This is a genomic window from Citrobacter sp. EC_71, from assembly GCF_019584005.1.
Classification (GTDB): domain Bacteria; phylum Pseudomonadota; class Gammaproteobacteria; order Enterobacterales; family Enterobacteriaceae; genus Citrobacter; species Citrobacter werkmanii.
In genome coordinates this window covers 89,026-101,702 of sequence record NZ_VDAY01000003.1, presented here as the reverse complement: position 1 = coordinate 101,702, position 12,677 = coordinate 89,026, and the positions used below count along the sequence as shown (strand labels likewise).

Below are 12,677 nucleotides of genomic sequence, written 5' to 3'. Positions count from 1 at the left end.
GAAAACGATTTGTTTACCAGAGTAGACTTCCCGGGAATCGACCGCAATCCTGTTAACCAGGAATAGCTCTGAACAGAAATGACGTGCTATGGTAGTACTACATAAAAAGCGTTGAGGAACAGTGAGATGATCGTTTTAGTAACCGGAGCAACCGCAGGTTTTGGTGAGTGCATTACGCGTCGTTTTATTGAGAATGGGCATAAAGTTATTGCCACCGGACGCCGTCAGGAGCGCCTGCAGGAACTTAAAGATGAGCTGGGTGACCGACTCTATATCGCGCAACTGGACGTACGTAATCGCGCATCGATTGAAGAGATGCTGGCGTCCTTACCTGCTGAATGGCGCGATATTGATGTTCTGGTCAACAACGCGGGTCTGGCGCTGGGCCTCGAGCCTGCCCACAAGGCCAGCATTGAAGACTGGGAAAACATGATCGATACCAACAACAAAGGCCTGGTTTATATGACCCGTGCCGTGCTGCCTGGTATGGTTGAGCGCAATCGCGGACATATTATCAATATCGGCTCTACCGCCGGTAGCTGGCCATACGCCGGCGGTAACGTTTATGGCGCGACCAAAGCGTTTGTCCGTCAGTTTAGTCTCAACTTGCGTACTGACTTACACGGGACAGCGATTCGTGTTACCGACATTGAACCAGGTCTGGTTGGCGGTACGGAATTCTCTAACGTGCGTTTCAAAGGCGATGATGCCAAGGCTGAAAAAGCTTACGAAAATACCACTGCGTTGACCCCGCAAGATGTTACAGAAGCGGTATGGTGGGTGGCTTCGTTACCTGCTCATGTCAACATTAACACCCTTGAAATGATGCCGGTCACGCAGTCTTTTGCCGGGCTGAGTGTCCATCGGAGCTAATTTCCCTGCCCGGCCTTGCGCCGGGTATAGATAGCCTGAAATAAGTGATAAAATATCTGGGTTAACTCTCTAAAAAGTAAGAATGAATGACCGTAGAAACGCAGCTCAACCCTACACAGCCTGTAAATCAGCAGATTTACCGTATTCTTCGTCGCGATATCGTGCATTGTCTGATTGCGCCTGGTACGCCGCTGTCGGAGAAAGAGGTTTCCGTACGCTTCAATGTTTCACGCCAGCCGGTACGAGAGGCATTCATCAAACTGGCAGAGAACGGTCTGATTCAGATCCGTCCGCAGCGTGGCAGCTACGTGAACAAAATTTCGTTGTCGCAGGTGCAAAACGGTTGTTTTGTTCGCCAGGCAATTGAATGTGCCGTGGTCCGCCGCGCCGCCACCCTGATCACCGATAAACAGTGCTATCAGCTCGAACAGAATCTGCATCAGCAGCGCATTGCGATTGACCGAAAACAAATTGATGATTTCTTCCAGCTTGACGATGAGTTTCATCAGAAACTGGCTTTAATCGCCGAGTGCCAGCTCGCCTGGGACACCGTCGAGAATATTAAAGCCACCATTGACCGCGTTCGCTATATGAGCCTGGATCATATTTCCCCTCCTGAAATGCTGCTTCGCCAGCATCACGATATCTTTGCCGCACTTGAAAAACATGATGGTGACGGCGTCGAGCGCGCAATGATGCTGCACCTTCAGGAGATCGGTGAGTCTGTGCAGCTTATTCGCCAGGAAAATAGCGACTGGTTCAGCGAAGATTAATTTTACGCTCACCTCTCTGCGGGGTGAGTTGTCCTGCGTTTACCCTCTCCTGCACATCTCTCTAAAAAAAGCTGTGATTTTGATCGAAAACAAAAAAAATCCTTAGCGAGAAGCGTATTTATATTGCGCCCGTTACGTGGGACCAGAGGCCCACGGGCTTTGACGGTGAGTTGGAAAGGAGAAAACACCATGAAAACATACGATCGTAACCGCAACGCAATCACCACTGGCAGCCGCGTCATGATTAGCGGCACCGGACTCACAGGCCGCATTACAGCGATAGACACCGATGGCCTGACCGCTGAGCAAATTCGCCGTGGCAAAACAGTGGCAATCGAAGGGTGTGAAGGTAAATATACCCCTATCGAGTTGATTCGTTTGGGCATGAACTAATTGGTGTAAATGCCAGAAAACTCTGCGCCATCTGGCTCGCTGAAAGCCAGATGGCGTCATAAATGATGCCCTTCGTTACTTCAGTTTTGCTGCATACTTCGCAACCGTTGCCTTCGCCCCTTCAGCCAGTAAAGCAAGATAGGCTTCTGTGACCTGGTTTTTGAATAGTTCTACCTGCGGTAATTCGCGACCAAAAATGGCATCAATCGCCAGTAACGCCTGAACGCGTGCTTCCCCCTCGGGACTACTGCGAACCGCAGTCTGGATCACCGGCAACAGCGGATCGCTGATTTCAATCGCCTGACCGTGTTCATCCACACCGCCGACATAGCGCATCCAGGCGGCTACGCCCAGTGCCAGCAGCGCAAAATGGCTGCCATGCGCAATGTGCCAACGAATTGAATCGAGCATACGCTGCGGCAGTTTTTGGCTACCATCCATCGCAATCTGCCAGGTACGGTGACGCAGAGCCGGGTTGCTGTAGCGCTCAATGAGCAGATCGGCATAGTGCTGCAGATCCACACCTTTCACTTTCAGCGTCGGCGCCTGTTCCTGCAACATCAACGCTCGCGCGGCAAGACGATAATTTTCATCCTCCATGCAGTCGTTGATATGCTGATAACCCGCCAGATAACCAAGATAGGCAAGGAAAGAGTGACTGCCGTTGAGCATACGCAGTTTCATCTCTTCAAAGGGGATCACATCCGATACCAGCTCCGCCCCGGCCTTTTCCCATGCCGGACGACCGGCGACAAAGTTATCTTCAATTACCCACTGACGGAACGGTTCACAGGCTACGCCTGCCGGGTCGCGTACCCCGGTGATGTGTTCAATTTTGTCCAGCGTCTCCGGGGTAACCGCAGGAACAATGCGGTCAACCATTGTAGACGGGAACGTCACATGCTGTTCGATCCATGCAGCCAGTTCAGCATCTACCGCTCGGGCATACGCAGTGACGACATTGCGCATCACGTGGCCGTTTTCAGGCATGTTGTCGCAGGACATCACGGTAAATGCGGCTAACCCCGCAGCTTTGCGGCGCGCCAGAGCTTCAACTACCACGCCTGGCGCAGTTTTTGGTTGTTTTGGATTTTGCAAATCGGCGGCAATCATGGGGTTGTCTAACATCAGTTGCCCCGTCGCCGGAGAGTGGCAATATCCTTTCTCGGTGATGGTGAGAGAAACGATCGCCACCTGCGGTTCGCACATCGCAGCCAGTACGCTTTCCAGACCATCTACCTGCGCATGCAGCGCGTTTTTCACCACACCAACGACTCTGGCAGTCCACGCATCCGCAGACATTTCCGCAACGGTATACAGATAATTTTGCTGTTTCAGATCGGCAATCTGCTGCTCACCGCCAATCAGATTTACTTCGCAATAACCCCAGTCACTGCCGTGTTCTGCAGCCAGGATGTCAGCATAAACACCCTGATGTGCGCGATGAAACGCGCCAAATCCCAGATGAACAATACGTGGGACCAGTGTGGTACGATCGTAGTCAGGAAGCGCAGCCTTTGCCGCTAAGAGCTTGTTTTGCATGGTATGGCCTACTTATCTATGAAATCAGGACTGTCTCAGAGTAACGCCTGTAGGGTTGTATGTTTTGATTTGCATTAAGCTTTTCATAATTGGTATGACATCATTTAAAGCTGTGTAATAGCATGGCGGAGCATAACCGTATCCGTCCATGCTATTACCAGGACTTAGCTTATCTGGGTCGCCGAACAACGAACTTTATTCGTCTGACTCACTTCAGCGGCATCCTCAAGCACACTCAGATCGCGGTCTTTCACTTCCGGCATCAGCAGCGCAGACACCAGACCGATCAGTGAATAGGCAATGACCATCGCCAGAATTGGCCACCAGGAATTGGTCATGTTACAGAAAATACCGGCCAGAACAGGTCCAAAACCAACGGCTACCAATCCGCCTGCCTCTTTTGAAATCGCCATTCGCGTAAAGCGATTACGGGCACCAAACATTTCAGCCATGGTGATATTTTCGAGAGCAAATAATCCCAACACAGCAAAGTTATGAATAACAATCAATGCTGTCATAATAACGCCCGGGCTATACGTTTTATCCACCACAATTGACAGCATCGGGTAAGCCAAAATAATGGCTGAGATATTGAGGATAATATAGGGTAAACGACGACCAAATTTATCAGACAACCAACCGAGCAGCGGTATGGTAATAAATCCAAGTACCGAGCTAATCATTAACGCATCGGTGGGTATTGATTTATCAAATAACAATGTCTGTACTAAATAACCGGCAAGAAAGGTTTGGATTAACCCAGAGTTGCCCGCCTGACCAAAGCGTAAACCGGTTGCCAGCCAGAACGATTTACTGGTAAACATCGCCCCCAGCGTATTTTCCGACGCATTGTTTAATGCCGACGCATTTTCTTCATCATTAACTTTCTCAAATACCGGGCTTTCTTTGAGATTCATACGTAACCAGATGGCAAAGATCATCACCACAATACTGGCAAGGAACGGAATGCGCCACCCCCAGGCTAATAATTCCTCACGGTCAAGAGCAAAGAACATCACCGCCCAGATTGCCGTTGCGCTAAGGGTCCCACAGTTGGTTCCCATGGCGACAAGTGAGGAAATAATCCCGCGTTTCCCTTTCGGCGCATACTCGGCAAGCATCGTTCCCGCCCCCGAGATCTCAGCCCCCGCGCCAAGCCCTTGCACAATACGCAGCGTCACCAGCAGTACGGGCGCAAAGATACCGATTTGCGCATAGGTTGGTAGAACGCCGATTAATGTTGTACAAATCCCCATCATGGTGATAGTAATAAACAACACCTTTTTACGCCCGATGCTGTCCCCCATCTTGCCAAATATAAATGCCCCGACGATACGAGCAATATATCCCGCACCGTAGGTTCCCATTGCTAAAATGAGGGCCATCGCCGCAGATTGTTCCGGGAAAAATATCTCATGGAATACCAGTGCGGCACCCAAAGAATATAACTGAAAATCCATAAATTCGAGCGCAGTACCTAACCATCCGGATACGGCGGCTCTGACCAGATCTTTGGTGGATCTTTCGTGTTTTTCTTGATTCATATTGGCTATCTCGTAGAGGTAAGATGCGTACCACTTACTCGCAGTTATTTATATTATTCAGTGAATGTGAGTAAAACTTTGCAGCAGTGCTGCTGATCTTTCTCGAACAATTCAATTGCGTCTGTAACGTGGTGATAGTCAAAAGTATGGGTAATAAGTTGATTAGGATTGATAAGTCCGTTAACTAACCAATCAATAACAATCGGGAATTTATTGGCATTTAATCTTGAGGAATAAATTGAAAGTTCTTTCCCGGTAATGCCCTGCTGAACAATCTGACAAGGTTCGCTGGAGAAGCCCATCAGGACAATCCGTGCGGCTGGCGATGCCAGCGTGATAGCCTCCTGTAAAATGGATGGATGACAAGCCGCATCCACGATGATGGTCGGCTTAAGCCCTTTTTCCGCCAGGAAATCTTGCAACGATTGCTGACCATTATTTATTACCCAGTCAGCGCCGCACTGCTTCGCCATGCTCAGGCGTTCTTCGATTCTGTCGGCAATCACCAAGGTTTTTACTTTATAGACACGTTTAAGCGCCTGTACGGTGGTTAGCCCCATAGGCCCTGCACCATAAATCAGCGCAATATCATTTTCTGTAGGTTTAATTTGTCCGGTTACGTTCGCGGCGATGGTAAAAGGCTCTACCATGACGGCATGTTCATCAGGAACGGCATCGGGGATCGTCCAGGCATTTTTTGCCGGTACCACGGCGTACTCGCTAAAACCACCATCGCGATGAACGCCCAGCACCACCAGCGATGTGCAAACGTTAGGTTTACCTATTGAACAGGGATAGCAATGCCCGCAGCTGATAACGGGATCAACGGATACTCGTTCCCCCATTCGCGCACGATCAACACCTTCCCCTACCGCATCGATCACGCCAAAAAATTCGTGGCCGATAACGCGAGGATACTGCGCAAATGGATTATGCCCACGGTAAATATGGCTATCGGAACCACAAATTCCCGCCAGTTTTACCTTCACCCTCACCTCTCCCGCTGATGGCTCTGGAACGGGCCGCTCGGCAATGACCAGCGTATTTGGTTTTTCAATCACAATACTTTTCATAGCAAATCACTCCTTACCAGTTCCACAGCGTGCCATCTTCCAGGCGAGCGACAGGCAGATATGCCGGGTCATACGGATATTTCGCCGCCAGTTTTTCATCAAACTCAATACCAAGGCCTGGCTTATCGCCCGGGTGCATGTAGCCGTTATCAAAAGTCCAGTTATGCGGGAACACTTCCAGCATTTGCTCGGAATACCCCATATATTCCTGAACGCCGAAGTTCGGCACCCACAGATCAAAATGCAGTGCTGCGGCCATGCATACGGGTGACAGATCGGAAGGTCCATGCGACCCCGTGCGTACCTGATACAGCGAGGCGAAATCGGCAATACGGCGCATACCGGTAATGCCGCCCGCATGGGTAATGGTGGTGCGGATATAGTCGATCAGCTGTTCTTCGATCAGCTGTTTGCAATCCCAGATGCTATTGAAAACTTCCCCTACTGCAATCGGCGTGACCGTATGCTGGCGGATCAGGCGGAAACACTCCTGGTTTTCGGCTGGGGTTGGGTCTTCCATCCAAAACAGACGATATTGCTCAATGCTTTTGCCAAACCGGGCAGCTTCAATCGGCGTCAGGCGATGGTGCATGTCATGTAGCAGATGTTCGTTAAAACCAAATTTATCGCGAACAGCGGCAAACAGTTTTGGCGTGAAATCGAGGTATTTCTCTGTAGACCACAACTGCTCTTCCGGCCACTGCCCTTTGGTCGCGGGTTCATAGGCCAAACCTTTGCCTTTTGACATACCGTAAGTGGTTTTCATGCCCGGTACGCCGCACTGTACGCGAATCGCTTTAAAGCCCATCTCTTTATGTCGCGCGTAATCTTCCAGCACATCATCTACGGTATGGCCTGTGGTGTGGCAGTAAACCATGACGCCTTCGCGAGACGCACCGCCGAGCAACTGATACAACGGCATGTTCGCCGCTTTCGCTTTGATGTCCCACAATGCCATATCTACTGCGGAAATCGCCGACATGGTGACCGGACCGCGACGCCAGTACGCGCCTTTGTAGAAAAACTGCCAGATGTCTTCGATTCGATGCGCGTCGCGACCAATAAGTTGCGGACAGACATGATCTTTCAGATAGGACGCCACGGATAATTCGCGGCCATTTAAGGTGGCATCGCCCAGCCCGGTGATCCCATCATCTGTCGTTATTTTTAACGTTACAAAATTACGCCCCGGGCAGGTGACAAAAACTTCAGCCCCGACAATCTTCATTTTTTCTTCCTTACATCTGTTCTTGAGATGCAGGAAATTTACTCAACTGAACTACTACCATACAAGTATAAAGATCGAAAAAGCGCTCGTTGATCACAAAAAAGGCGCTATGCGCGCCCCCATCCAGCCACGATAATCAGCATCCCGCACAAGGCCACCAGCGCACCAGACCAGTCATACAGGCTGAGTTTTACGCCATCGACAAAGCGCAGCCATAGCAGCGCAGTGACAACATAAACACCGCCATAGGCCGCGTAAACTCGCCCACTCGCGGCGGGATGCAGCGTCAGCAGCCAGACGAATAAGGCCAACGATACACCGGCGGGTACCAACAGCCACGCCGTAGCGCCTCGTTTAAGCCAGAGCCAGGGTAAAAAGCAGCCGATGATTTCGCATAAGGCGGTGACGAAAAAAAGAAAGGTGGTCTTAAGCATTGACGTTATTCAGTTACCTTCGGTTTAACCATGATACGACAGAATATCGCCAACGTATCCATATCCGCTCAGTGGGTATGCCCTGAAGCAGGAATAGTGTAGAATTTAGCCCTGTTTTATCGTTTTTCCCTTTCTCATAAAAGGAATTCGCCATGAATATTACACTGACCAAACGTCTGTGTCTGACGGCTATGCTGACGCTTGCGGCGGCTGTGTACACCTCTTCAGCATTTGCTGAAACCAGTAAACTGGTCATTGAATCCGGGGACAGTGCGCAAAGCCGTCAACAGGCCGCAATGGAAAAGGAACAATGGAACGATACCCGCCAACTACGTCAGAAAGTGAACAAGCGTACTGAGAAAGAGTGGGACAAAGCCGACGCGGCCTTTGATAGCCGTGATAAGTGCGAACAGAGCGCCAATATTAACGCCTACTGGGAACCTAACACCCTGCGCTGCCTCGACCGTCGTACTGGCCGTACCGTTGCACCATAATGACTGTGCCCCTAAAGGATATTGCAAGGATACAATATGACTAGCGCCCTCAGTGTTAAGCTGCGCCCGCTGGAGCGTGAAGATTTACGTTTTGTCCACCAGCTTGATAACAACGCCAGCGTTATGCGTTACTGGTTCGAAGAACCTTACGAAGCGTTTGTTGAGCTGTCAGACCTGTACGACAAGCATATTCACGACCAAAGCGAACGTCGCTTTGTGGTGGAATGCGAAGGTGAAAAAGCCGGGCTGGTGGAGCTGGTAGAGATTAACCACGTCCACCGCCGGGCTGAATTCCAGATTATTATTTCGCCCGAATATCAGGGTAAAGGTCTGGCTTCGCGGGCGGCAAAGCTGGCGATGGATTATGGCTTTACCGTTCTCAACTTATATAAGCTGTATCTAATCGTTGATAAAGAGAACGAAAAAGCCATCCACATCTACCGTAAACTCGGCTTTATGGTGGAAGGTGAACTGATTCATGAATTCTTTATCAACGGTCAGTACCGCAACACCATCCGTATGTGTATTTTCCAGCAGCAGTATCTGGCAGAACACAAAACGTCTGGTCCTAACCTGCTACAACCTACCGCTCAATAAAGGCGATTAGTAGTAATCGATGGTATTTTCAATCGAGTAATGATGTTCAACTGCTGGCTTCACGCTTTCGTCAACGATAACCAGCTGGCAGTTGACCGGGTTGGCGTAGTTATCGTACTTACAGGTTTGCCTGACATTACCTAATGGATGATTGTTCAGCATACTCACCGCCGTGTAATCCAGCTTCTTCAGCGGATCAACCGACGGTTTGGCATCAACCTGTAAGGTATTGTCTTTACTGACGGTAGTTTTACCCAGCGGGTAGCCTTCCGCGTCATAGCGGTACTGGACTTTCATCTCTTTTCCCGTGGCAGAAACGACAAAGCCGTTATCGTCGGTATCCCACACCACACCGGCAGCAGGCAGTTCCGCTAGCTGGCATTTACCTTGTAAGCGGATCTTTTTTTCCAGCGTTTCGGCATCGCGATAATAGTTGGCATCCAGAACCAGCGCCATTCCGGTATTATTTTCGATATCGTGCAGTTCAAGCGTATCGAAACACCCTTCCTGCGAGAGCGTACCGACAACGCGCTTGGAAACTTCACCTTTATCATTAAGAAGCGTCTGACTGAAATCTTTCACTGGCCCACGCAGCGGATCGAAATCAAATTCATTGGAAAAACTGGCCATTTCCGGTGTAAAAGAAACCAGCCCTTTGGCGTTATCACACCCGACCAGTACGGCGCACAGGAAAACTAACAGGGTCTGTTTCTTCACATTTTTCACCCGGATAAGAAGATAATTCTCAATCATATTAGCAAATACAATTATTTACACCAGAAATGCTACTCTTAGTTCATGTCGTTCACAAAAGGAGCTGATGATGAAATACATAACAGGAATTGCCGCAATCTTACTGGTAGCTGCCTCCCCACAAGTTCTGGCGGCACCAGCGTCCTGCGAACGCGTTAAGAGCGATATCGAACAGCGCATCATAAATAATGGCGTCGCAGAGTCCAGCTTTACACTGAACATTGTCCCCAACGATCAGGCCGATCAACCTGATTCACTGGTGGTAGGCCATTGTGCAAACGATACGCACAAAATTCTCTATACCCGGACTAACAGCGGCAACGCCCCTGCCAATAGTTCGCCTGCACAGGACGGGCACGCCGCCGAACCGCAATAAATCTCCCCCTCCGTACGCGGAGGGGTACTCCTGTTTGATATGCATTAAGATGGCATACCTATAAGGGGGTAAACTCATTCCATTATTAGCATGCTATTAATTTCGTTATAAATATTTATATATAACGATAACTATAATGGAGTGAGTTATGTCGGAAACTGAGCAATATGGAGGCATCAGCCGCAGGACATTAGTGAAATCCTCGGCTATCGGTTCGTTGGCGCTGGCCGCGGGCGGGTTATCGTTACCTTTTGGAATGCGCACCGCAGCGGCTGCGGTACAACAGGCGTTACAACCAGCTGAAGAGAAAGTGGTTTGGGGCGCTTGTTCCGTAAACTGCGGCAGCCGTTGTGCCCTGCAACTGCACGTCAAAGATGACGAGGTCGTATGGGTGGAGTCCGATACGACCGGAGACGATATTTATGGTCAGCACCAGGTGCGTGCCTGTTTGCGTGGACGCTCAATCCGTCGACGGATCAATCATCCGGATCGCCTCAATTATCCTATGAAGCGTGTGGGCAAACGCGGTGAGGGTAAATTCGAACGCATAACCTGGCAGGAAGCGCTGGATACCATCAGCACCAGTTTAAAAAATACCGTACAGAAATACGGTAATGAGGCCGTGTATATCAACTACACCTCTGGCATTGTCGGCGGCAATATTACTCGCTCCTCCCCTTATGCCTCGCTGGTCGCTCGCCTGATGAACTGCTATGGCGGATTCCTGAGCCATTACGGCACCTACAGTACCGCACAAATCGCGGCGGCAATGCCTTACACCTACGGCTCAAATGACGGCAACAGTACCTCCGACATTGAAAACACGAAGCTGGTGGTGATGTTCGGCAATAACCCTGCCGAAACGCGCATGAGCGGCGGTGGCATAACATACTTCCTTGAGCAGGCCCGGGAGCGTTCTAACGCCCGCATGATCGTCATCGACCCGCGTTATACCGATACCGCTGCGGGTCGTGAAGATGAGTGGATCCCTATCCGTCCGGGAACCGATGCCGCACTGGTGGCGGGAATCGCCTGGGTCCTGATTAACGAAGATCTGGTCGACCAGGCGTTCCTCGACACATATTGCGTCGGTTATGACGAGAAAACCCTACCCGCTGACGCCCCCGCTAACGGACACTACAAGGCCTATATACTTGGCAACGGCGATGACGGTATCGCTAAAACGCCCCAATGGGCCTCGCATGTCACCGGGATCCCGGCCGAGCGCATCATTAAACTGGCCAGAGAAATCGGTAGTACAAAACCGGCGTATATTTGTCAGGGTTGGGGTCCACAACGTCAGGCTAACGGCGAACTGACTTCGCGCGCGATCGCGATGCTGCCAATTCTTACCGGCAACGTTGGCATCAACGGTGGCAATAGCGGTGCACGAGAATCAACCTACACCATCACGATTGAACGCATGCCGCTGCCGGATAATCCCATCAAGACCCAGATATCCTGCTTTAGCTGGACCGACGCCATCGCCCGTGGCCCGGAAATGACCGCAACCCGCGATGGCGTGCGCGGGAAAGATAAGCTCGATGTACCGATTAAATTTATCTGGAACTACGCGGGCAATACCATTACTAATCAGCATTCAGATATCAATAAAACGCATGAGATCCTTCAGGATGATACGAAATGCGAAATGATAGTGGTCATCGAAAACTTCATGACTTCCTCGGCGAAATATGCCGATATTCTGCTGCCGGATTTAATGACCGTCGAACAGGAAGACATCATTCCTAACGACTATGCGGGCAACATGGGATACCTCATTTTTATTCAACCCGCGAGGTCACCGAAGTTCGAACGCAAACCGATCTACTGGATAATGAGCGAAGTCGCCAAACGCCTTGGCAATGATATCTATCAACGGTTTACGGAAGGCCGTACTCAGGAACAGTGGCTCCAGTATCTGTATGCAAAAATGCTGGCCAAGGACCCCGCGCTCCCTTCTTATGACGAGCTGAAAAAAATGGGGATCTATAAACGCAAAGATCCTAACGGGCATTTTGTCGCCTACAAAAAATTCCGCGACGATCCGCAGGCAAATCCGCTAAAAACTCCGTCAGGAAAGATTGAAATTTACTCCAGCCGACTGGCGAAAATTGCCAACACCTGGGAATTGCAGAAGGACGAAGTAATTAGCCCGCTTCCCGTCTACGCCTCCACGTTTGAAGGGTGGGACGATCCTAAACGTAGCGCATTTCCGCTGCAGTTGTTTGGCTTCCATTACAAATCCCGTACGCACTCCAGCTACGGCAATATCGATGTTCTGCAAGCGTCCTGTCGTCAGGAAGTGTGGATCAACCCCGTCGATGCCCAAAAGCGTGGTATTGCAAATGGCGATATGGTGCGGGTCTTTAACGACCGCGGTGAAGTACGTATTCCGGCCAAAGTAACGCCACGGATCCTGCCTGGCGTCAGCGCAATGGGCCAGGGTGCATGGCACGATGCCGATATGGCCGGCGACAAAATTGACCATGGCGCCTGCGTCAATACGCTGACAACACAGCGCCCTTCACCGCTGGCAAAAGGCAACCCACAGCACACTAATCTGGTCGAGATCGAGAAGGTTTAAGGACTAACCC

General features: G+C 50.4%; 13 protein-coding genes. 7 read left to right on the top strand and 6 right to left on the bottom strand.

The features are described from left to right. The first annotated feature begins 126 nt into the window (after window positions 1-126). The 3 genes from ydfG (at window position 127) to ydfZ (ending at window position 2,039) form a co-directional block, all read left to right on the top strand. A complete protein-coding gene (ydfG, locus tag FHD02_RS03995; RefSeq protein WP_042308469.1) occupies window positions 127-873 on the top strand; it encodes a bifunctional NADP-dependent 3-hydroxy acid dehydrogenase/3-hydroxypropionate dehydrogenase YdfG in 747 nt (248 codons plus the stop codon). Window positions 874-959: 86 nt separating this feature from the next. Continuing rightward, entirely contained in the window at window positions 960-1,646 is a 687-nt protein-coding gene (locus FHD02_RS03990) for a GntR family transcriptional regulator (RefSeq protein WP_137370591.1), read from the top strand. Between the two features lie 189 nt (window positions 1,647-1,835). Next, complete coding sequence (gene ydfZ, locus FHD02_RS03985) at window positions 1,836-2,039, top strand: putative selenium delivery protein YdfZ (protein ID WP_042308473.1); 204 nt, start codon at window positions 1,836-1,838, stop codon at window positions 2,037-2,039. A gap of 75 nt (window positions 2,040-2,114) precedes the next feature. Here the strand turns inward: ydfZ and FHD02_RS03980 are convergent, their stop codons facing one another. The 5 genes from FHD02_RS03980 to FHD02_RS03960 all read right to left on the bottom strand — a co-directional run bounded on the left by FHD02_RS03980 (window position 2,115) and on the right by FHD02_RS03960 (window position 7,860). Continuing rightward, complete coding sequence (locus FHD02_RS03980; RefSeq protein ID WP_137370590.1) at window positions 2,115-3,581, bottom strand: mannitol dehydrogenase family protein; 1,467 nt, start codon at window positions 3,579-3,581, stop codon at window positions 2,115-2,117. Window positions 3,582-3,745: 164 nt separating this feature from the next. Then, window positions 3,746-5,125, bottom strand: coding sequence for an MFS transporter (locus tag FHD02_RS03975; RefSeq protein ID WP_137370589.1), 1,380 nt, complete (start codon window positions 5,123-5,125; stop codon window positions 3,746-3,748). Between the two features lie 53 nt (window positions 5,126-5,178). After that, window positions 5,179-6,198 carry a Zn-dependent oxidoreductase gene (locus FHD02_RS03970; RefSeq protein ID WP_137370588.1) on the bottom strand — a complete coding sequence of 340 codons (1,020 nt, stop codon included), beginning with the start codon at window positions 6,196-6,198 and terminating at the stop codon, window positions 5,179-5,181. 13 nt (window positions 6,199-6,211) lie between these two features. Beyond that, window positions 6,212-7,426 (bottom strand): starvation-sensing protein RspA, encoded by a 1,215-nt coding sequence (gene rspA, locus FHD02_RS03965; RefSeq protein WP_042308480.1) that lies wholly within the window; start codon window positions 7,424-7,426, stop codon window positions 6,212-6,214. Window positions 7,427-7,533: 107 nt separating this feature from the next. Beyond that, entirely contained in the window at window positions 7,534-7,860 is a 327-nt protein-coding gene (locus tag FHD02_RS03960) for a YnfA family protein (protein ID WP_038640517.1), read from the bottom strand. A gap of 152 nt (window positions 7,861-8,012) precedes the next feature. On the opposite strand from FHD02_RS03960, the gene FHD02_RS03955 reads away from it, so the two are divergent. Further along, a complete protein-coding gene (locus FHD02_RS03955; RefSeq protein ID WP_038640515.1) occupies window positions 8,013-8,354 on the top strand; it encodes a DUF1283 family protein in 342 nt (113 codons plus the stop codon). A 36-nt stretch (window positions 8,355-8,390) separates the two neighbouring features. After that, window positions 8,391-8,951 (top strand): spermidine N1-acetyltransferase, encoded by a 561-nt coding sequence (speG, locus tag FHD02_RS03950; RefSeq protein WP_038640513.1) that lies wholly within the window; start codon window positions 8,391-8,393, stop codon window positions 8,949-8,951. A 6-nt stretch (window positions 8,952-8,957) separates the two neighbouring features. On the opposite strand, the gene FHD02_RS03945 is transcribed toward speG, so the two are convergent. After that, window positions 8,958-9,668 carry a YnfC family lipoprotein gene (locus FHD02_RS03945; RefSeq protein ID WP_038643159.1) on the bottom strand — a complete coding sequence of 237 codons (711 nt, stop codon included), beginning with the start codon at window positions 9,666-9,668 and terminating at the stop codon, window positions 8,958-8,960. Between the two features lie 103 nt (window positions 9,669-9,771). Between FHD02_RS03945 and FHD02_RS03940 the strand changes: the two genes are divergently transcribed. Together FHD02_RS03940 and ynfE are read left to right on the top strand one after the other, a co-directional pair. Beyond that, on the top strand, window positions 9,772-10,080 hold the full coding sequence (locus FHD02_RS03940) for a DUF1161 domain-containing protein (RefSeq protein ID WP_137370587.1): 309 nt from the start codon (window positions 9,772-9,774) through the stop codon (window positions 10,078-10,080). 148 nt (window positions 10,081-10,228) lie between these two features. Further along, entirely contained in the window at window positions 10,229-12,667 is a 2,439-nt protein-coding gene (gene ynfE, locus FHD02_RS03935) for a selenate/tellurate reductase subunit YnfE (RefSeq protein ID WP_220393599.1), read from the top strand. The last annotated feature ends 10 nt before the right edge of the window (window positions 12,668-12,677 follow it).